This is a genomic window from Zestomonas insulae, from assembly GCF_016901015.1.
Classification (GTDB): Bacteria; Pseudomonadota; Gammaproteobacteria; order Pseudomonadales; family Pseudomonadaceae; genus Aquipseudomonas; species Aquipseudomonas insulae.
The window spans coordinates 516120-536018 of sequence record NZ_JAFEUP010000005.1 but is presented as its reverse complement, the minus strand read 5'-3'; the positions used below and the strand labels follow the sequence as shown (position 1 = coordinate 536018).

Genomic DNA, 19899 nt, shown 5'->3' with positions numbered 1-19899 from the left:
GTCAGTGAGTGCGGCGCAGTATCAACAGATGGCGCTGGCCTTGGCAACCGGGAACCTTGAGCACCTCGGTGCTTTCCAGGCGAAAGTCGGCGGACAGCGCCTGCAGCTCGTCATCGGGCTGCACACCCTTCATCGCCAGCCAGCGGGTATCGGTGTCGCCGAGGTGGCGGGTCCAGTCGGTGAAGTTCTTCAGTTCGCTGAACGCCCGCGAAACGATGCCGGCGAACGGCTGCGGCGGGGTGAAGGCCTCGACGCGGCTATTGACCACCTCGAGGTTGGCAAGTTTCAGCTCCAGCTTGACCTGGGTGAGGAAGCGGGTCTTCTTGCCGTTGGAATCGAGCAGGGTGAAACGCCGCTCGGGAAACAGGATCGCCAGTGGCACACCAGGCATGCCGCCGCCGCTGCCGACGTCGAGCCAGGTGTCGCCACCCAGCGCCACCGCCGGCACTACGCTGAGGCTGTCGAGCAGGTGGCGCGAAACCATCTCGTCCGGATCACGCACCGCGGTGAGGTTGTAGGCCTTGTTCCACTTGATCAGCAGGGCCAGGTAGGCCAGCAGCTGATCGTGCTGGGCGGGGCTCAACGCGACATCCAGGGCCCGCGCGCCTTGCGCGAGCTCCTCGGCTTGGCGCTCGGTTACCAAGGACATCAGGCGCTCTGCTCCAGTTGGCGGCCAGCGCCGCGTTTCTTCAGGTGAATCAGCAGCAGGGAAATCGCCGCCGGGGTGACCCCAGGAATCCGCGACGCCTGGCCGAGTGTTTCCGGCCGGGTGGCGCTGAGCTTGTGCTGGATTTCCTTGGAAAGCCCGGAAATCCCGGCGTAGTCCAGTTCGGTTGGCAGCCGGGTGTCTTCGCTGGCACGCAGGCGGGCGATCTCGTCCTGCTGGCGATCGATGTAGCCGGCGTATTTGGTCTTGATCTCGACCTGCTCGGCGACTTGCGGATCGTCCGCGCCGACGCCGGTGACCTCGGCCAACCCGGCGTAATCGATTTCCGGGCGGCTGAGCAGGTTGAGCAGGTTGTACTCGTGAGACAGCGGCGTGCCAAAACGCGCGGCGATGGCATCGCCCTGCGGAGTGTTCGGCCGCACCCAGGTGCTCTTCAGGCGCTGCTCTTCGCGTTCGATGCCTTCGCGCTTGGCGCAGAACGCCGCCCAGCGCGCATCGTCGACCAGGCCCAGCTCGCGACCTTTCTCGGTCAGGCGCAGGTCGGCGTTGTCCTCGCGGAGGATCAGCCGGTACTCGGCGCGCGAGGTGAACATGCGGTACGGCTCCTGCGTGCCGAGGGTGATCAGGTCGTCGACCAGCACGCCGATGTAGGCCTCGTCGCGACGCGGACACCAGCTGTCCTTGCCCTGCGCGCGCAGCGCGGCGTTGGCGCCGGCCAGCAGGCCCTGGGCGCCGGCCTCTTCGTAACCGGTGGTGCCGTTGATCTGGCCGGCGAAGAACAGCCCGCCAATCACCTTGGTCTCCAGGCTGTACTTCAGATCGCGCGGATCGAAGTAGTCGTACTCGATGGCGTAGCCGGGACGCACGATGTGGGCGTTCTCCATGCCGCGGATACTGCGCACGATCTGCAGCTGCACATCGAACGGCAGTGAGGTGGAGATGCCGTTGGGGTACAGCTCGTGGGTGTTCAGGCCTTCCGGCTCGATGAACACCTGGTGGCTGTCCTTGTCGGCGAAGCGGTGGATCTTGTCCTCGATCGACGGGCAATAGCGCGGGCCGATGCCCTCGATGACCCCGGAATACATCGGCGAGCGATCTAGGTTGCTGGCGATGATCTCGTGGGTGCGCGCATTAGTGTGGGTGATCCAGCAGCTGACCTGCTGCGGATGCTGCTCGGCGCGACCGAGGAACGACATCAGCGGAATCGGCGTATCGCCCGGCTGCTCGGTCATCACCGAGAAATCCACGCTGCGCCCGTCGATGCGCGGCGGCGTGCCGGTCTTCAAGCGGCCGACACGCAGCGGCTGCTCACGCAGGCGCTGCGCCAGGGCGATCGAGGGTGGATCGCCGGCGCGGCCGCCGGAGTAGTTCTGCAGACCGATGTGGATAAGTCCGCCGAGGAAGGTGCCGGTGGTCAGCACCACGGCTTCGGCGAAGAAGCGCAGGCCCATCTGGGTGACCACGCCTTTGACCTCACCCTGCTCGACGATCAGGTCGTCGCAGGCCTGCTGGAATATCCACAGGTTGGCTTGGTTCTCGAGATTCTCGCGGATCGCGGCCTTGTACAGCACGCGGTCGGCCTGTGCCCGGGTGGCGCGCACGGCCGGGCCCTTGCGGCTGTTGAGCACGCGGAACTGGATACCGCCGAGGTCGGTGGCGGTGGCCATGGCGCCGCCCAGCGCATCAATTTCCTTGACCAGGTGGCTCTTGCCGATGCCGCCGATCGCCGGGTTGCAGCTCATCTGCCCGAGGGTTTCCACGTTGTGCGTCAGCAGCAGGGTCTTCACGCCCATGCGTGCAGCGGCGAGCGCAGCCTCGGTACCGGCGTGGCCACCGCCGATCACGATCACGTCAAAACGGGAAGGGTAATCCACCACGCACCTCGTGCCTGTTCAGATAGGGGAATTGGGAAAGGCGGCAAGTATAGGGAGTTAGCCCCGCTGAATGAAGTCTTCTGCACAAAAAATAGCCAGTTCTGCATGGAGCTCTGCGGCTCTGCTCGATAAATAGAAATAAGAGAATGAATTTATATAAAGCCTTATTTTTATATTTACTCTTAGTGTGGAGCCTTTCTGTGGATAACCATCTGCAGGCCAGGAAAATCATGGTGTGCGCCAATGTATAAGGCTGTGCTGCTCCTGGCAGAAAGCTCTGTGAACCCCGGGGAGAGCCTGTGCATGAATCCTTTGGTTATCCACAGGTCGGGTTATCAGCCGTTTTCCAACAGGCTTATCGACCGAGTTCCGGGGCAGTTGTGCACAGGGCTCAGGTGCTGTGCATAAGGCGCAGGCGTACCCCTGCCGGATGGCAGGAGTCGAGTGGAAAGCTGGGTTACTTGCCGATACAGAAGCTGGAGAAGATCCGCCCGAGCAGGTCGTCGGAGCTGAACGCACCGGTGATCTCGCCGAGCGCCTGCTGGGCCTGACGCAGGTCTTCGGCGAGCAGTTCGCCGGCCCCGGCCAGAGTCAGCTGCGCATGGCCGTGTTCGAGATGGGCGGCCGCCTGACGCAGCGCCTCGAGGTGGCGGCGCCGCGCACTGAAGCCACTCTCGGCCGTCTGCTCGTAGCCCATGCAGGCCTTCAGGTGCTCGCGCAGCAGCTCCAGGCCGCGGCCGGATTTGGCCGACAGGCAGAGCGTCGCATGACCATCTTCGCTCAGCTCCATGCCGATGGTTTCACCGCTGAGGTCGGCCTTGTTGCGAATTAGCGTGACCTTGGCCGGCTCCGGGCGGCGGTCGAGGAATTCCGGCCAGAGGGCGAACGGATCGGCGGCTTCCGGTGCCGTGGCGTCGACCACTAGCAGCACGCGGTCGGCCTCGTCGATGGCTTTCAGCGCGCGTTCCACGCCGATCTTTTCCACCAGGTCTTCGGTGTCGCGCAGGCCGGCGGTGTCGACCACATGCAGCGGCATGCCATCGATGTGGATATGTTCGCGCAGCACGTCGCGGGTAGTGCCGGCGATCTCGGTGACGATGGCCGCCTCGCGCCCGGCGAGGGCGTTGAGCAGGCTGGATTTACCGGCGTTGGGGCGCCCGGCGATGACCACAGTCATGCCGTCACGCAACAGCGCGCCCTGGCCGGCCTCGCGTTGCACTGTGGATAAGTTGCTGCGCAGCGCCTCGAGCAGGCTCAACACATGGCCGTCGGCGAGGAAATCGATCTCCTCTTCGGGGAAATCGATGGCCGCCTCAACATAAATGCGCAGCGCGATCAGCTGTTCGGTAAGGCCGTGCACGCGCCGCGAGAACTCGCCCTGCAGCGAGCGCAGCGCGTTGCGCGCGGCCTGCGCCGAACTGGCTTCGATCAGGTCGGCGATCGCCTCGGCCTGCGCCAGATCGAGCTTGTCGTTGAGGAAGGCGCGTTCGCTGAACTCGCCAGGCCGCGCCTGTCGGGCGCCAAGTTGCAGGCAGCGCTGCAGGAGCATGTCCAGCACTACGGGGCCGCCATGCCCCTGCAGTTCAATGACGTCTTCGCCGGTGAAGGAATGCGGCCCGGGGAAGAACAGCAGCAGGCCCTGGTCGATCACCTCGCCCTGCTCATCGTGCCAGGATCCGTAGTGCGCATGCCGCGGCTTGGCTTCCAAACCGCTCAGGCTGATGCCGATGGCTCGTGCCAGCGGGCCGGAGACGCGCACGATACCGACCCCGCCACGACCCTGGGCGGTGGCGACGGCGGCGATGGTGGGCTGGGCTGCATGCATGGCGGCGCTCTCTGTGGATAACTAACAGATAGCAAAACGCCCCACGAGGGGGCGTCTTGTTGGTCGGCGAAGCGATCAGGCCTGCTGGGCGGCCGCGCGCTCGATCTGCCGGGTAATGTACCACTGCTGTGCGATCGACAAGCAGTTGTTGACCACCCAGTACAGCACCAGGCCGGCCGGGAACCACAGGAAGAAGAAGGTGAAGATGATCGGCATCAGCTTCATCACCTTGGCCTGCATCGGGTCCGGCGGGGTCGGGTTGAGCTGCTGCTGGATGAACATGGTGGCGCCCATGATGATCGGCAGGATGAAGAATGGGTCTTTGCTCGACAGGTCGGTGATCCACAGCAGCCAAGGGGTCTGGCGCATTTCCACGCTTTCCAGCAGCACCCAGTAGAGCGACAGGAACACCGGCATCTGCACCAGGATCGGCAGGCAGCCGCCGAGCGGATTGATCTTCTCCTTCTTGTACAGCTCCATCATCGCCTGGGACATCTTCTGGCGATCGTCGCCGAAACGTTCCTTGAGCGCCTGTAGCTTCGGCGAGACGGCACGCATGCGTGCCATCGACTTGTAGCTCGCCGCGGACAGCGGGAAGAACGCCAGCTTGATCAGGATGGTCAGCGCAATGATCGACCAGCCCCAGTTGCCGAGCAGGTTGTGGATATGTTGCAGCAGCCAGAAGATCGGCTGGGCAATGAACCACAGGATGCCGTAGTCGACCGTCAGCTCCAGGCCCGGCGAAAGTTCTTTCAGGTGCTTCTGGATCTTCGGACCAGCGTACAGCGTGGCGCTGGTTTCCGCCTGGCTGCCGGCGGCGACGTTGAGAGTCGGGCCGGTCAGCCCGACGATGTAGTTGCCTTGGGCGTCCTTGCGGGTCTGCAGAGTGTTCTGCTCACCCTTGGCCGGAATCCACGCGGTCACGAAGTAGTGCTGCAGCCAGGCGACCCAGCCGCCCTGCACGGTTTCCTTGAAGCCCTGCTTGTCCATGTCCTTCATCGACACTTTCTTGTAGGGCTCGGACGGCGTCCACAGCGCGGCACCCAGGTAGGTCGACACGCCGGTGGCGGTGCTCGACGACGGATCGGCGCTGCTGTCGCGCTTGAGCTGGGCGAACAGGTTGCCGCTCCACGGCTGGCCGCTCTGGTTGTCGATCTTATAGCCGACGCCGAACTCGTACTGACCGCGCTTGAACGCGTAGCGCTTGACGTAGTTGACCCCGCCTTCGCTGAGGGTCAGCTCGACCACCAGTTGGTCCTGGCCGTCGACCAGTTGGTAGCTCGCGGCCTTGCTGCTCCACAGTGCGCGGCCGCTGGCCTTGTCCGGGGCATTGCTGCCAATCAGGCCGCTTTGCGCCAGGTAGGTGCGCTCGCCGCCGTTGTCGAACAGCTGGAACGGCACGTCCGGGCGATCCTGACGGCGCGGGTAGGCCGGCAGGGTCAGCTGGACGATGTCGCCGCCACGCGGGTCGATGGCCAGATCGAGCACGTCGGTGCGCACGCGGATCAGCTGGTCGCTCGCCGCCGGGGTAGCGGCGACCGGTGCGGTGCTGGCGTCGGCCTGGGCGGTCGGTACGTCGTCATTGCTGGTGGTGCCAGGCGCCGTATCCGGCAGCGCCGCTGTCGCCGAGGGGGCAGCAGGGGCTGGGAGTGCGGCTTGACCGTAGTCCTGGTTCCATTGAAGGACCATCAGGTAGGACACGATTGCCAGGGCGACGATCAGGATCGAGCGTTTGATATCCATGATTACTCGGCCATCGAAGAAGGGCGGGAAGGGCTAACGGGAGGTACGGGATCAAAGCCCCCGGGATTCCAGGGGTGGCAACGACCGAGTCGGCGCAGGGTCAGCCAGCTGCCGCGCAGCAGACCATGCTGGTCGACGGCTTCATAGGCATAACAGGAACAGCTGGGATAGAAACGACAGTGACTGGCCATCAGGGGACTGATGGCGTAGCGGTAGAACTGGATCGGGATGAGCGCCAGTTTACGCATGCTGATCGTTGCCTGTAGCGGCCTGAGGCGGCGATTCCGTTGTGGGCTTGTTACGCGCGAGGCGCTTCCAGAGCTTGCCGAACTGATGTGCCAGCTCGGCATTTTCCTGGTCGCCAATACCCTTGCGCGCCACCACGACAATGTCCCAGCCGTTCAGCTCGAGCTGATGCAGACGGAACGAATTGCGGATGACACGTTTGAGGCGATTGCGCTCGACTGAGAGCTTGACGCTCTTCTTGCCGATGACCAACCCCAAGCGGGGATGGCCCTGATCGTTCTGGCGGGCGAGAAGCAGGACGTTCTTGCCGGGAACCTTGGCGCTGGGGGAGTCGAAGACCGTTTTGAAGTGTCGAGGAGTCAGCAGGCGCTTTTCCCGACCGAAGTCTTGACTCACCACCGGGACTGACTGATCAGACAGTCAGACGCTTACGGCCTTTGGCGCGACGACGCGACAGGACTTGGCGGCCGTTCTTGGTGGCCATGCGAGCACGGAAACCGTGAACACGAGCGCGCTTGAGAGTGCTGGGTTGGAAAGTACGTTTCATGACGTGTTACCTGGTGAGCGATGCGGGCCGGAATGGCCCCCGTTTTAAGAGACCGGCAATTCTAGAGAAAGCTGGAGGTCAGGTCAATTTCCAACCAGCCCTTCGAGTAATTAAATAAAGAAGAGAATGTATTAAAGCTTTTCTGTAGTGCTTGTAATGCTTAGGGCGGCCGCTTTCTGTGGAAAACTTGCTGCAGGGCCGACGTGGACTGCCGTTCAGTGTGCGGAAAGGTTGTCGATAAGCGGTGCCGAAGGTGTCGGTATCCTGCGCGCAGGCTGGGGATGAAAGCGGCTTTTGTCCACAGTGGTTCGTATCCGCTGCTTGTCCCCAGGCTTTTCCTAGGGGCTCAAGCGCGGTTATCCACATGGTTCTGACAGCGCCGATTTCGCTGCTTAGGTGGAATTAACACTTTGATTTTCCTTGGTCTCTGGGAAATCTTCATGTGGATAACTGGGGGGCTGGCCGCTACAATGCGAGCTTGCTTTTCAGCGGCGCAGCCGATTCGGGGGATATCTTGTCCGTGGAACTATGGCAGCAGTGCATCGAGCTTCTTCGCGATGAACTCCCGGCTCAACAATTCAACACCTGGATTCGCCCCTTGCAGGTCGAACTGGCCAGCGGCGAGCTGCGCGTCTATGCGCCGAATCGCTTCGTGCTCGACTGGGTCAACGAGAAGTACCTGGGTCGCTTGCTCGAGCTCCTCAGTGAGCGCAGCCAGGGTCTGGCGCCGGCACTGTCCTTATTAATAGGTAGCAAGCGCAGCGCAGCGGCGGTGCGCAGTCCTGCGCCGGTGGCGCCAGCTCCGGCTCCTTCGGTAGTGAGCCGCCAGGAAGTCGATAGCCTGGCCATCGAAGCCGGGCATGTCAGCCACGACCCAATGGCCGCAGTCAGCCCCCCGGTCGCCCCGGCGGTGCGTACCGAGCGCACGGTGCAGGTCGACGGCGCGCTGAAGCACACCAGTTACCTGAACCGCACCTTCACCTTCGAGAACTTCGTCGAAGGTAAATCCAACCAGCTGGCCCGCGCGGCGGCCTGGCAGGTCGCCGATAATCCCAAGCACGGCTACAACCCGTTGTTCCTTTATGGTGGCGTCGGTCTGGGGAAAACTCACTTGATGCACGCGGTGGGTAACCACCTGCTGAAGAAGAACCCGAATGCCAAGGTGGTCTACCTCCATTCCGAGCGATTCGTCGCCGACATGGTCAAGGCCTTGCAGCTCAACGCGATCAACGAGTTCAAGCGCTTCTACCGGTCGGTAGACGCCCTGCTGATCGACGACATCCAGTTCTTCGCCAAGAAGGAACGCTCGCAGGAAGAATTCTTTCACACCTTCAATGCGCTGCTCGAAGGTGGTCAGCAGGTCATCCTGACCAGCGATCGTTACCCGAAGGAGATCGAGGGTCTCGAGGAGCGCCTGAAGTCGCGCTTCGGCTGGGGGCTGACGGTGGCGGTCGAACCGCCGGAGCTGGAAACCCGCGTGGCGATCCTGATGAAGAAGGCCGAGCAGGCGAAGATCGACCTGCCGCATGACGCCGCGTTCTTCATCGCCCAGCGCATCCGCTCCAACGTGCGTGAACTGGAAGGGGCATTGAAGCGGGTCATAGCCCACTCGCACTTCATGGGCCGCGATATCACCATCGAGCTGATCCGCGAGTCGCTCAAGGACTTGTTGGCGCTGCAGGACAAGCTGGTCAGCGTCGACAATATCCAACGGACGGTCGCCGAGTACTACAAGATCAAGATTGCCGACCTGCTCTCCAAGCGGCGTTCGCGCTCGGTGGCACGGCCGCGCCAGGTGGCCATGGCGTTGTCCAAGGAACTCACCAACCACAGCCTGCCGGAGATCGGCGATGCCTTCGGCGGTCGCGATCACACCACGGTATTGCACGCTTGTCGTAAGATTGCTGAACTTAGGGAATCCGACGCGGATATCCGCGAGGACTACAAGAATCTGCTGCGCACTCTGACTACCTGATTCCAACGCAGCCCACGAGGCAAGGGACTAGACCATGCATTTCACCATTCAACGCGAAGCTCTGTTGAAACCCCTGCAACTGGTCGCTGGCGTCGTCGAACGCCGCCAGACCTTGCCGGTTCTTTCCAACGTTCTGCTGGTGGTCGAGGGGCAGCAGCTGTCGCTGACCGGCACTGACCTGGAAGTCGAACTGGTTGGCCGTGTCACTTTGGAAGAGCCCGCCGAGCCAGGCGAGATCACCGTACCGGCGCGCAAGCTGATGGATATCTGCAAGAGCCTGCCGAACGACGTGCTGATCGACATCAAGCTCGATGAGCAGAAACTCACCGTCAAGGCCGGGCGCAGCCGCTTCACTCTGTCGACTCTGCCGGCCAATGATTTCCCCAGCGTTGAGGAAGGCCCTGGCTCGCTGAATTTCAGCATGGCGCAGAGCAAGCTGCGACGCCTGATTGAGCGCACCAGTTTCGCCATGGCCCAGCAGGATGTGCGCTATTACCTGAACGGCATGTTGCTGGAAGTGCAAACCGGCCTGTTGCGCGCCGTCGCCACCGACGGGCACCGTCTGGCGATGTGCGCCATGGAAGCCGGTATCGAGCAGACCGAGCGCCACCAGGTGATTGTGCCGCGCAAAGGTATCCTCGAGCTGGCCCGCCTGCTCACCGACCAGGATGGCACGGTCAATATCGTCCTCGGCCAGCATCATGTGCGCGCCACCACCGGTGAGTTCACCTTTACCTCGAAACTGGTCGACGGCAAGTTCCCGGATTACGAGCGCGTGCTGCCGCGTGGCGGCGACAAGCTCGTGGTCGGAGATCGCCAGGCGCTGCGCGAAGCATTCAGCCGCACCGCCATTCTGTCCAACGAAAAGTACCGCGGCATTCGCCTGCACTTAGCGTCCGGTCTGCTGAAAATCCAGGCCAATAACCCCGAGCAGGAAGAAGCCGAAGAGGAAGTGGCGGTCGACTACAACGGCGCTTCGTTGGAGATCGGTTTCAACGTCAGCTACCTGCTCGACGTGTTGGGCGTGATGGGCACCGAGCAAGTCCGCCTGGTGATGTCCGATTCAAACAGCAGTGCGCTGCTTCAGGAAGCGGACAACGACGAGTCAGCTTACGTGGTCATGCCGATGCGGCTGTAAGGCCGCCTGGGTAATCACCACCTTACATGTCGCTCAGTCGTGTAACGGTCACCGCAGTGCGCAATCTGCAGGCGGTGACCCTCTCCCCCTCCCCCCGCATCAATATTCTGTATGGCGCCAACGGCAGCGGTAAAACCAGCCTGCTGGAGGCGATCTATCTACTCGGTTTGGCGCGTTCGTTTCGCAGTCAGCGCTTGCAGCCAGTCATTCAGTACGAGCAGGCCGCCTGCACGGTGTTCGCCCAAGTCGCACACGCAGATGGCGGGTTGTGCAATCTGGGCGTGTCGCGCGACCGCCAGGGCGATTTCAGCATTCGCATCGACGGGCAGAATGCGCGCAGCGCCGCGCAGTTGGCCGAAGTGCTGCCGCTGCAGCTGATCAATCCGGACAGTTTCCGCTTGCTCGAGGGTGCGCCGAAGATTCGTCGGCAGTTTCTTGATTGGGGAGTGTTCCACGTGGAACCGCGTTTTCTCGGTGCCTGGCAGCGCCTGCAGAAGGCCCTGCGGCAGCGTAACTCCTGGCTGCGCCATGGTACACTGGACGGCCCGTCGCAAGCGGCCTGGGACCGTGAGTTGAGCCTCGCCAGCGATGAGATTGACGGCTATCGGCGGGCCTACATCCAGGCGCTGAAACCGGTGTTCGAGAAGGTCCTGCGCGAATTGGTCGAACTCGATGGGCTGACCCTGAGTTACTACCGCGGCTGGGACAAGGATCGCGAGCTCAGTGCGGTGCTTGCCGGATCGCTGTTGCGCGATCAGCAGTTGGGGCACACCCAGGCGGGCCCCCAGCGTGCCGATCTGCGTTTGCGCGCCGGCGCACACAATGCCGCGGATATTCTCTCGCGAGGCCAGCAGAAGCTGGTGGTGTGCGCACTGCGAATTGCTCAAGGTCATCTCATGGGGCAGGCCAAGCGCGGGCAATGTATTTATCTGGTGGACGATCTGCCATCAGAGCTGGATGAACAGCATCGGCGTGCATTGTGCCGCCTGTTGGACGAACTGGACTGCCAGGTGTTCATCACCTGTGTGGAACACGAATTGTTATGTAATGGCTGGCGCGCGGACACGCCGGTTGCCCTGTTCCACGTGGAACAAGGCCGAATCACACCATGGGAGTGAAGGCATGAGCGAGAACAACACGTACGACTCCTCCAGCATCAAGGTGCTGAAAGGGCTGGATGCCGTACGCAAGCGCCCGGGCATGTACATCGGTGACACCGATGACGGCACCGGCCTGCATCACATGGTGTTCGAGGTGGTCGACAACTCGATCGACGAAGCGCTTGCCGGCCATTGCAGCGAGATCAGCATCACCATCCACCCGGACGAGTCCATCACCGTGCGCGACAACGGTCGCGGCATTCCGGTGGACATCCACAAGGAAGAAGGTGTCTCGGCGGCGGAAGTGATCATGACCGTCCTGCACGCCGGCGGTAAGTTCGACGACAACAGTTACAAGGTCTCCGGCGGTCTGCACGGCGTGGGCGTGTCGGTGGTCAACGCGCTGTCCAAGGAGTTGATCCTGACCATTCGCCGCAACGGCAAGGTGTGGGAGCAGGTCTATGTTCACGGCGTGCCGCAGGCACCGCTGGCACCGGTCGGCGACACCGAGGGTACTGGCACGGCAATTCACTTTAAACCGTCGGAAGCCACCTTCCAGAACATCCATTTCAGCTGGGACATCCTGGCCAAGCGCCTGCGCGAACTATCGTTCCTCAACTCCGGGGTCGGCATCGTCCTCAAGGACGAGCGCAGTGGCAAGGAAGAGGTGTTCAAGTACGAGGGCGGCCTGCGCGCGTTCGTCGAGTATCTGAACACCAACAAGACCGCGGTCAACCAGATCTTCCACTTCAACATGCAACGTGAAGAGGATGGGGTCGGCGTCGAAGTGGCGTTGCAGTGGAACGACAGCTTCAACGAGAACATCCTTTGCTTCACCAACAACATTCCGCAGCGCGACGGCGGTACCCACCTGGCCGGTTTCCGCTCGGCCCTCACCCGCCACCTGAACAACTACATCGAGCAGGAAGGCCTGGCGAAGAAGTTCAAGATCGCCACCACCGGTGACGATGCGCGGGAAGGCCTCACCGCGATCATCTCGGTGAAGGTGCCGGATCCCAAGTTCAGCTCGCAGACCAAGGACAAGCTGGTTTCGTCCGAAGTGAAAACTGCGGTGGAACAGGAAATGGGCAAGTTCTTCGGCGACTACCTGCTGGAGAACCCCAACGAAGCCAAGGCGGTGGTCGGCAAGATGATCGACGCAGCGCGGGCCCGTGAAGCCGCGCGCAAGGCGCGTGAGATGACCCGTCGCAAAGGCGCGCTGGACATCGCTGGCTTGCCCGGCAAGCTGGCCGACTGCCAGGAAAAAGACCCGGCGCTGTCCGAACTGTACCTGGTGGAGGGTGACTCCGCGGGCGGTTCTGCCAAGCAGGGCCGCAACCGCAAGACCCAGGCGATCCTGCCGTTGAAGGGCAAGATCCTCAACGTGGAGAAGGCTCGCTTCGACAAGATGTTGTCCTCGCAGGAAGTCGGCACCCTGATCACCGCGCTCGGCTGCGGTATCGGGCGTGAGGAATACAATATCGACAAGCTGCGTTATCACAACATCATCATCATGACCGACGCCGACGTCGACGGCTCGCACATCCGCACCCTGCTGCTGACCTTCTTCTTCCGTCAGCTGCCGGAACTGATCGAACGCGGCTACGTGTATATCGCCCAGCCACCGTTGTACAAGGTGAAGAAGGGCAAGCAGGAGCAGTACATCAAGGACGACGAGGCCATGGATGAGTACATGACCCAGTCGGCCCTGGAAGAGGCCAGCCTGCACGTCAACGAATCTGCGCCGGGCATCGCTGGTGAAGCGCTGGAAGCGCTGGTCAACGAGTACCGTGCGGTGATGAAGACGCTCAAGCGCCTGTCACGGCTGTACCCGCTGGAGATGACCGAGCACTTCCTGCACCTGCCCAAAGTCTCGCTGGACGACCTGTCCAGCCAGAGCGCCATGCAGGATTGGCTGGCGCGCTTCGGCGAGCGTCTGAAAACCACCGAGAAGTCCGGCCTGGCCTTCAAGGTCAGCCTGCGCGAAGACACCGAGCGCCACCTGTGGCTGCCGGAGGTCGAGCAGACCGCCCACGGCGTGTCCAGCTACATCACCTTCAACCGCGACTTCTTTGCCAGCAACGACTATCGCGCCGTTACCGCAATCGGCGAGCGGCTGAACAACCTGCTGGAAGACAGCGCCTACGTGAAACGTGGCGAGCGCAAGAAGGCGGTTGTCAGCTTCAAGGAAGCGCTCGACTGGCTGCTGGTGGAAAGCACCAAGCGCCACAGTATCCAGCGCTACAAAGGTCTCGGCGAGATGAACCCCGAGCAGCTGTGGGAAACCACCATGGACCCGGAAGCGCGCCGTATGCTCAAGGTCACCATCGAGGATGCCATCGCCGCCGACCAGATCTTCAACACCCTGATGGGTGACGAGGTCGAACCGCGCCGGGCGTTTATCGAGAGCAACGCCCTGGCGGTGTCCAACCTCGACTTCTGAGGTTGCACGTCCGCTGCACAGACCCCGACCTCGTGTCGGGGTTTTTTATGGGCGCTATAGTGGCGTGTCAGTCGTGTGGAGAGCCAAGAGATGGATCAGGAACAGCCGCCGGAGCCGGTCAGCGACGAGGCGATTCGCGCCTACATGCAGCGGCAGATTCGCTCCGGGCGGGTCAAGGCGGCGGTGCTGGTGGTGCAGAACCAGCAGGCCTTTCCCGAGGTGGCCGCGGAGCGCATCGTGCGTTGTTTCAACGAGCTGGAGTCACCCTATCTGAAGCGCTAGGAGCGCCTCAGACGTCAGCAGTGACCTGTTCGCTGCAGGTCTGCCGCGTGGCTTGCGCGTCCAGTTCGCGCTGGGCCTGTTCGACCCAGGCGAAGGCACGATCGTTGAGGTTGGCAATCGCCCGTGGGCCCTCGCCTTCGGCGTGCAGCACCGGGCCGATCACCACCTGGATGGTGCCTGGGTACTTGGCCCAGCCCTGCTTCGGCCAGAACACCCCGGCATTGTGCGCGATCGGCAGCACCGGCAGGTTGGCGTTCACCGCCAGCGCTGCGCCACTGCGCGAGAACTTGCCGATCTCGCCGACCGGAATCCGCGTGCCCTCCGGGAAGATCAGTACCCAGCAGCCCTGCTGCAGGCGCAGATGACCCTTCTGCGCCACCTGCTTGAGGGCGGCCTTGGGGTTGTCGCGGTCGATGGCGATCGGCTTGAGCAGGGCAATCGCCCAGCCGAAGAACGGCACATAGAGCAGTTCGCGCTTGAGCACCTGGCTTAGCGGCTCGAAGTAGCCGGAGAGGAAGAAGGTTTCCCAGGTGCTCTGGTGCTTGGCAAGAATCACGCAGGGTTGCGCGGGGATGTTCTCGGCGCCCTTCACTTCGTAGCGCAGGCCGACCATCACCTTGGCCAGGCCGACCGCAAAGCGGCACCAGGTCTGCACGATGAAGCGATAGCGGGTGCGGAAGTTGCCCAGCACGGGCAGGCAGAGCATGCCGATCAGGCACCAGACCAGCGCGCTCAGCGACAGCAGCAGGTAAAAGAAGAGGGTTCTGATGGCCTGCACTGTCGACATTGCGGTTCTACGCCTCGTTAACCAACTGATCGGCGACGGCCGCCAGATCATCGAAAATCAAAACCCCAGGCGGTAACGGTTTGCCCAGGGTGCGTTCGCCCTTGCCGGTCTTTACCAACACGGGCTGACTATCGACGGCCCGCGCGGCTTCAAGGTCACCGCTGCTGTCACCGACGAACCAGATGCCCTCCAGACTGACCTGATAATGCGCGGCGATCTGCTGCAACATGCCGGGTTTCGGCTTGCGGCAGGCGCAGCCATCGTCCGGTCCGTGCGGGCAGTAGACGATCAGGCCGAGCTCACCGCCCTGCTCCGCCACCAGCTGACGCAGGCGGCTGTGCATGGCCTCGAGGGTCGCCACATCATAATAGCCACGCGCGAGACCGGACTGGTTGGTGGCCACCGCCACTGTCCAGCCGGCCTGCGACAGGCGGGCGATCGCCTCGATGGCGCCCGGAATCGGGATCCATTCGGCGACGGATTTGATATAGGCGTCGGAGTCCTGGTTGATGACTCCGTCGCGGTCGAGGATCAGTAGTTTCATAGCCACTCGAAAGGTACTGCGGCGTTATCTCGCTCTCACCGCGCTCGCCAGAGGGCGAGCGCGGCGCGGAGCGATCAGCCGAGCAGCGAGATGTCGGCGACGCCGAGGAACAGGCCGCGCAGCTTGGCCAGCAAGGCGTAGCGATTGGCGCGTACCTGCGGATTCTCGGCGTTGACCAGCACCGCCTCGAAGAAGCTGTCGACCGGCTCGCGCAGCGCGGCCAGGCGCGCCAGCGCCTCGCTGTAGTGGCGTGCCTCGGCCAGCGGTTGCACGGCCTGGTCGGCCTGCTGGATCGCCGCATTCAGCGAGAACTCGTTGGGCGTCTCGAAGAAGTGCGCCTCGACCGTGGCGGCGACGCCGCCCTCGGCCTTGCTCAGCAGGTTGGACACGCGCTTGTTGGCGGCGGCCAGGGCTTCGGCTTCCGGCAGCTTGCGGAACGCCTGCACGGCCTGCACACGCTGGTCGAAGTCCAGCGGCGACGCCGGGCTGACCGCACGCACTGCCTGGTAGCTGGCGACTTCCACGCCTTCGTCTTCGTAACGCGCCCGCAGGCGGTCGAAGATGAAGTCGAGCACCTGGCTGGCCAGCCCGTCGGCCTTGACCTTGCCGCCGAACTGCTGGATGGCGAAGGCCACGGTTTCCGTCAGGTCGAGGTCGAGCTGCTTCTCGATGAGGATGCGCAGCACGCCTAGAGCGGCACGGCGCAGGGCGTAGGGGTCCTTGCTGCCGGTTGGCAGCATGCCGATGCCGAAGATTCCGACTAGGGTGTCGAGCTTGTCGGCCACCGCCACCGCGGCACCGGTGAGGGTGCTCGGCAGCTCGGCGCCGGCACCGCGCGGCATGTACTGCTCGGTCAGCGCCAGGGCGACATCGTTGGCCTCACCACCCTTGAGTGCGTAGTAGTAGCCGGCGATGCCCTGCATCTCCGGGAACTCGCCGACCATCTCGGTGGCTAGGTCGCACTTCGACAGCAGACCGGCCCGCGCGGCACGCTGGCCGTCACCGCCGATGCGCTCGGCGATGAACGCGGCGAGCATCGAGACGCGCAGCGCCTTGTCGTAGACCGAACCGAGCTGGGCCTGGAACACCACGTTGGCGAGACGCTGGTTGAAGCTTTCCAGCGGCTGCTTCTGGTCCTGCTTGAAGAAGAACTCGGCGTCGGTCAGGCGCGGGCGCACGACCTTCTCGTTGCCGGCGACGATCTGCGCTGGGTCCTTGCTGACCAGGTTGGCCACGGTGATGAAGCGCGGTAGCAGCTTGCCGTCGGCGTCGAGCAGGCAGAAGTACTTCTGGTTGTCCTGCATGGTGGAGATCAGCGCTTCCTGCGGCACGGCAAGGAAGCGTTCCTCGAAGCTGCAGACCAGCGGCACCGGCCACTCGACCAGCGCGGTGACTTCGTCGAGCAGCTCGGCCGGGACGATCGCACTGCCCTGCTGTTCGGCGGCCAGCGCAGCGACGCGTTGCTCGATCAGCGCGCGACGCTCGGCGAAGTCGGCCAGCACGTGGGCACTGCGCAGGTCTTCCAGGTAGGTGCTCGGCTTGGAGATGCGCACCTGATCCGGGTTGTGGAAGCGGTGACCGCGCGACTCGCGCCCGGCGCGCTGGGCGAGGATGGTGCAGTCCACCACCTCGTCGCCGAACAGCATCACCAGCCACTGGGTCGGGCGCACGAACTCTTCGCGGCGCGCCGCCCAGCGCATGCGCTTGGGAATCGGCAGCTCGTTCAGCGAGGTTTCGACGATGCCCGGCAGCAGGCCGGCGGCCGGCTGGCCGGGGATGTTCTGCGAAAAGCGCAGCTTCGGCCCGGACTGATCGATCTGCGCCAGCTCGACGCCACACTTCTTGGCAAAGCCGAGCGCGGCCTGGGTCGGTTGGCCATCGGCGCCGAACGCGGCCTGCAGTGGCGGGCCGTCGAGGTTGACGCTGCGGTCCGGCTGCTGGGTTGCCAGCTGCTCGACCAGCACCGCCAGGCGCCGCGGTGCGGCGTATACCTGGGCGCCGGCGTAGCTCAGGCCGGCGGCCTTGAGGCCCTTCTCGATGCCGGCCAGGAAGGCGCCGGCGAGGCTTTTCAGGGCCTTCGGCGGCAGCTCTTCGGTACCCAGTTCGACGAGGAAATCTTGTGCACTCATTCTGCAGCCTCCAGCTTGGCCAGTACTTCGTCACGCAGTTCGGGGCTGGCCATCGGGAAGCCGAGCTTGGCGCGCGCGTTCAGGTAACTCTGCGCCACGGCGCGGGCCAGGGTGCGCACGCGCAGGATGTAACGCTGACGCTCGGTCACCGAGATGGCGCGGCGGGCGTCGAGCAGGTTGAAGGTGTGCGAGGCCTTGAGGACCATCTCGTAGGTCGGCAGCGGCAGCTCCAGCTCGATCAGGCGGTTGGCTTCCGACTCGTAGAAATCGAACAGCTCGAACAGCTTCGGCACGTTGGCGTGCTCGAAGTTGTAGGTCGACTGCTCGACCTCGTTCTGGTGGAACACGTCGCCGTAGGTCACCGGGCCGAACGGGCCGTGGGTCCAGACCAAATCGTAGACCGAGTCGACGCCCTGCAGGTACATGGCCAGGCGCTCCAGGCCGTAGGTGATCTCGCCGGTCACCGGGTAGCACTCGAGGCCGCCGACCTGCTGGAAGTAGGTGAACTGGGTGACTTCCATGCCGTTCAGCCAGACTTCCCAGCCCAGGCCCCAGGCGCCGAGGGTCGGCGATTCCCAGTTGTCCTCGACGAAGCGGATGTCATGCACCAGCGGGTCGATGCCGATCGCCTTCAGCGAGCCGAGGTACAGCTCCTGGATGTTTTCCGGGTTGGGTTTGAACACCACCTGGAACTGGTAGTAGTGCTGCAGGCGGTTGGGGTTCTCGCCATAGCGACCATCCGCCGGGCGCCGGCTCGGCTGCACGTAGGCGGCGTTCCAGTTCTCCGGGCCGATGGCGCGCAGGAAGGTGGCGGTGTGGAAGGTGCCGGCGCCCATTTCCATATCGTACGGCTGCAGGATCACGCAGCCTTGCTGCGCCCAGTATTGCTGCAGGGCGAGGATCAAATCTTGGAAGGTGCGCACGGCAGGCGTAGGCTGGCTCACGAAAATTCACCTGTTCTGAGGCTGCGACAGAAAGGGCGGGAGTATACCCCAATAGTCGCCCCCTCCACTGCCCGGGAAGGCTTATGCCACGCTGCTTCTGGTGTTCTGACGATCCGCTGTACATGGCCTACCACGACGAGGAATGGGGGGTGCCGCTGCGCGATGCGCGGCAGCTGTTCGAACTGCTGCAGCTGGAAGGCGCGCAGGCCGGATTGTCGTGGTTCACCGTGCTGAAGAAGCGTGCGCGCTACCGCGAGGTGCTGCACGGCTTCGATCCCCAGCGCCTGGCGCAACTCAGCGATGCCGAGATCGAGCAACTGATGCAGGACTCGGGGATCATCCGCAACCGCCTCAAGCTCAAGGCGGTGCGGCAGAACGCCCAGGCCTGGCTGCGCCTGGACGATCCGGTCGAGCTGCTCTGGTCGTTCGTTGGCGGCCAGCCGAAGATCAATCGTTTCACCGGTCGCGGCGACGTGCCGGCGGTCACCGACGAGGCCGAGGCGATGAGCAAGGCGCTGAAGAAGGCCGGCTTCACCTTCGTCGGGCCGACCATCTGCTACGCCTTCATGCAGGCCGCGGGGATGGTCATGGACCATACCCTCGACTGCGATCGGCACGCCGCACTGAGCCGCTAAGCGCGCTACAACCACGGGGCGGGCGGCGGTTACAATGCGCGCCTTTGCGAATTTCGGGAGTTGCCTGTGGATAAGCTCAAAGGCGCGGTGATCGTCGGGGCCCTGCGGCTGTTCGCCCTGCTGCCCTGGCGGGCCGTGCAGGCGGTCGGCGCGGCGATCGGCTGGCTGATGTGGAAGCTGCCCAACCGTTCGCGCGAGGTGGCGCGCATCAACCTCAGCAAGTGCTTCCCCGAGCTCGACCATGTTGCGCTCGACGACCTGCTGCGGCGCACCCTGATGGACACCGGGCGGACCTTCACGGAAAGCGCCTGCGCGTGGATCTGGCCGGCGCAGCGCTCGATCGAGCTGATCCGCGAAGTGGAAGGCCTCGACGTGCTGCAGGCGGCGCTGGACAGCGACAAGGGCCTGGTTGGTATCACCAGCCACCTGGGCAACTGGGAAGTGCTCAACCACTACTACTGCAGCCTGTGCAAGCCGATCATTTTCTACCGCCCGCCGAAGCTCAAGGCGGTCGATGAACTGCTGCAGAAGCAGCGCGTGCAGCTCGGCAACCGTGTGGCGCCGTCGACCAAGGAAGGCATCCTCAGCGTCATCAAGGAAGTGCGCAAGGGCGGCGCGGTGGGCATTCCCGCCGACCCGGAGCCAAGCGAGAGCTCGGGCTTCTTCGTGCCGTTCTGCGCCACCCAGGCGCTGACCAGCAAGTTCGTCGCCGGCATGCTCGCCGGCGGCAAGGCCAACGGGGTGTTCATCCACGCCCTGCGGCTGGCCGACGGCTCGGGCTTCAAGGTGATCTTCGAGGCCGCGCCGGAAGGCATGTACAGCAGCGACGCGGAGACCTCGGTGGCGGCCATGAGTCAGGTGGTCGAGCGCTACGTGCGCACCTGGCCGAGCCAGTACATGTGGACCATGAAGCGCTTCAAGAAGCGCCCGGCCGGCGAGCCGCGCTGGTACTGATCCCCGCAGAAGGCGCCGAAAGGCGCCTTTTTTCTGCTAGATGCTGGGCGAATAGCGCATTTTGGG

Annotated in this window: 18 protein-coding genes; 7 read left to right on the top strand and 11 right to left on the bottom strand. The window is 63.5% G+C overall.

The window, feature by feature from the left end:
• Position 1 precedes the first annotated feature (1 nt).
• From rsmG to rpmH, 7 genes are all read right to left on the bottom strand, one after another.
• Complete coding sequence (gene rsmG, locus JQX08_RS18380) at positions 2–649, bottom strand: 16S rRNA (guanine(527)-N(7))-methyltransferase RsmG (RefSeq protein WP_205349862.1); 648 nt, start codon at positions 647–649, stop codon at positions 2–4.
• Complete coding sequence (gene mnmG / locus JQX08_RS18375; protein WP_205349861.1) at positions 649–2541, bottom strand: tRNA uridine-5-carboxymethylaminomethyl(34) synthesis enzyme MnmG; 1893 nt, start codon at positions 2539–2541, stop codon at positions 649–651. The genes rsmG and mnmG overlap by 1 nt, the downstream gene beginning before the upstream one ends.
• A 457-nt stretch (positions 2542–2998) precedes the next feature.
• Complete coding sequence (mnmE, locus tag JQX08_RS18370; RefSeq protein ID WP_205349860.1) at positions 2999–4366, bottom strand: tRNA uridine-5-carboxymethylaminomethyl(34) synthesis GTPase MnmE; 1368 nt, start codon at positions 4364–4366, stop codon at positions 2999–3001.
• A 75-nt stretch (positions 4367–4441) separates the two neighbouring features.
• The gene (gene yidC / locus JQX08_RS18365) at positions 4442–6109 is read right to left on the bottom strand and encodes a membrane protein insertase YidC (protein ID WP_205349859.1); all 1668 of its coding nucleotides are present in this window, start codon (positions 6107–6109) and stop codon (positions 4442–4444) included.
• A gap of 2 nt (positions 6110–6111) precedes the next feature.
• On the bottom strand, positions 6112–6357 hold the full coding sequence (gene yidD / locus JQX08_RS18360) for a membrane protein insertion efficiency factor YidD (protein ID WP_205349858.1): 246 nt from the start codon (positions 6355–6357) through the stop codon (positions 6112–6114).
• Complete coding sequence (rnpA, locus tag JQX08_RS18355) at positions 6350–6751, bottom strand: ribonuclease P protein component (protein ID WP_205349857.1); 402 nt, start codon at positions 6749–6751, stop codon at positions 6350–6352. Before rnpA ends, yidD begins: the two co-directional genes overlap by 8 nt.
• 16 nt (positions 6752–6767) lie before the next feature.
• Positions 6768–6902, bottom strand: coding sequence for a 50S ribosomal protein L34 (gene rpmH, locus JQX08_RS18350; protein ID WP_003100258.1), 135 nt, complete (start codon positions 6900–6902; stop codon positions 6768–6770).
• Between the two features lie 514 nt (positions 6903–7416).
• On the opposite strand from rpmH, the gene dnaA reads away from it, so the two are divergent.
• The 5 genes from dnaA to JQX08_RS18325 all read left to right on the top strand — a co-directional run bounded on the left by dnaA (position 7417) and on the right by JQX08_RS18325 (position 13840).
• Positions 7417–8877 (top strand): chromosomal replication initiator protein DnaA, encoded by a 1461-nt coding sequence (gene dnaA / locus JQX08_RS18345; RefSeq protein ID WP_205349856.1) that lies wholly within the window; start codon positions 7417–7419, stop codon positions 8875–8877.
• 34 nt (positions 8878–8911) lie between these two features.
• Entirely contained in the window at positions 8912–10015 is a 1104-nt protein-coding gene (gene dnaN / locus JQX08_RS18340; RefSeq protein WP_205349855.1) for a DNA polymerase III subunit beta, read from the top strand.
• 26 nt (positions 10016–10041) lie between these two features.
• Positions 10042–11133, top strand: a complete 1092-nt coding sequence (recF, locus tag JQX08_RS18335) for a DNA replication/repair protein RecF (protein ID WP_205349854.1) — start codon at positions 10042–10044, stop codon at positions 11131–11133.
• A gap of 4 nt (positions 11134–11137) precedes the next feature.
• A complete protein-coding gene (gyrB, locus tag JQX08_RS18330; protein ID WP_205349853.1) occupies positions 11138–13558 on the top strand; it encodes a DNA topoisomerase (ATP-hydrolyzing) subunit B in 2421 nt (806 codons plus the stop codon).
• Positions 13559–13648: 90 nt separating this feature from the next.
• A complete protein-coding gene (locus tag JQX08_RS18325) occupies positions 13649–13840 on the top strand; it encodes a hypothetical protein (RefSeq protein ID WP_205349852.1) in 192 nt (63 codons plus the stop codon).
• Between the two features lie 7 nt (positions 13841–13847).
• On the opposite strand, the gene JQX08_RS18320 is transcribed toward JQX08_RS18325, so the two are convergent.
• From JQX08_RS18320 to glyQ, 4 genes are all read right to left on the bottom strand, one after another.
• Positions 13848–14627: a lysophospholipid acyltransferase family protein gene (locus JQX08_RS18320; RefSeq protein ID WP_205349851.1), complete on the bottom strand. Its 780-nt coding sequence runs from the start codon at positions 14625–14627 to the stop codon at positions 13848–13850.
• Positions 14628–14634: 7 nt separating this feature from the next.
• Complete coding sequence (gene gmhB, locus JQX08_RS18315; RefSeq protein ID WP_239482222.1) at positions 14635–15171, bottom strand: D-glycero-beta-D-manno-heptose 1,7-bisphosphate 7-phosphatase; 537 nt, start codon at positions 15169–15171, stop codon at positions 14635–14637.
• A 74-nt stretch (positions 15172–15245) separates the two neighbouring features.
• Complete coding sequence (gene glyS, locus JQX08_RS18310; RefSeq protein ID WP_205349849.1) at positions 15246–17300, bottom strand: glycine--tRNA ligase subunit beta; 2055 nt, start codon at positions 17298–17300, stop codon at positions 15246–15248.
• The gene (gene glyQ / locus JQX08_RS18305; RefSeq protein WP_205349848.1) at positions 17297–18244 is read right to left on the bottom strand and encodes a glycine--tRNA ligase subunit alpha; all 948 of its coding nucleotides are present in this window, start codon (positions 18242–18244) and stop codon (positions 17297–17299) included. The genes glyS and glyQ overlap by 4 nt, the downstream gene beginning before the upstream one ends.
• An 83-nt stretch (positions 18245–18327) precedes the next feature.
• On the opposite strand from glyQ, the gene JQX08_RS18300 reads away from it, so the two are divergent.
• Positions 18328–18879: a DNA-3-methyladenine glycosylase I gene (locus JQX08_RS18300; RefSeq protein ID WP_205349847.1), complete on the top strand. Its 552-nt coding sequence runs from the start codon at positions 18328–18330 to the stop codon at positions 18877–18879.
• 66 nt (positions 18880–18945) lie between these two features.
• Positions 18946–19833 (top strand): lysophospholipid acyltransferase, encoded by an 888-nt coding sequence (locus JQX08_RS18295; protein WP_205349846.1) that lies wholly within the window; start codon positions 18946–18948, stop codon positions 19831–19833.
• The last annotated feature ends 66 nt before the right edge of the window (positions 19834–19899 follow it).

Coding starts and splice junctions, on each gene's coding strand:
- JQX08_RS18320 (WP_205349851.1), bottom strand. CDS start 14,627: ATGTCGACAGTGCAGGCCATCAGAACCCTCTTCTTTTACCTGCTGCTG.
- glyS (WP_205349849.1), bottom strand. CDS start 17,300: ATGAGTGCACAAGATTTCCTCGTCGAACTGGGTACCGAAGAGCTGCCG.
- gmhB (WP_239482222.1), bottom strand. CDS start 15,171: ATGAAACTACTGATCCTCGACCGCGACGGAGTCATCAACCAGGACTCC.
- rsmG (WP_205349862.1), bottom strand. CDS start 649: ATGTCCTTGGTAACCGAGCGCCAAGCCGAGGAGCTCGCGCAAGGCGCG.
- JQX08_RS18300 (WP_205349847.1), top strand. CDS start 18,328: ATGCCACGCTGCTTCTGGTGTTCTGACGATCCGCTGTACATGGCCTAC.
- rpmH (WP_003100258.1), bottom strand. CDS start 6,902: ATGAAACGTACTTTCCAACCCAGCACTCTCAAGCGCGCTCGTGTTCAC.
- dnaN (WP_205349855.1), top strand. CDS start 8,912: ATGCATTTCACCATTCAACGCGAAGCTCTGTTGAAACCCCTGCAACTG.
- JQX08_RS18325 (WP_205349852.1), top strand. CDS start 13,649: ATGGATCAGGAACAGCCGCCGGAGCCGGTCAGCGACGAGGCGATTCGC.
- yidC (WP_205349859.1), bottom strand. CDS start 6,109: ATGGATATCAAACGCTCGATCCTGATCGTCGCCCTGGCAATCGTGTCC.
- yidD (WP_205349858.1), bottom strand. CDS start 6,357: ATGCGTAAACTGGCGCTCATCCCGATCCAGTTCTACCGCTACGCCATC.
- recF (WP_205349854.1), top strand. CDS start 10,042: ATGTCGCTCAGTCGTGTAACGGTCACCGCAGTGCGCAATCTGCAGGCG.
- gyrB (WP_205349853.1), top strand. CDS start 11,138: ATGAGCGAGAACAACACGTACGACTCCTCCAGCATCAAGGTGCTGAAA.
- mnmE (WP_205349860.1), bottom strand. CDS start 4,366: ATGCATGCAGCCCAGCCCACCATCGCCGCCGTCGCCACCGCCCAGGGT.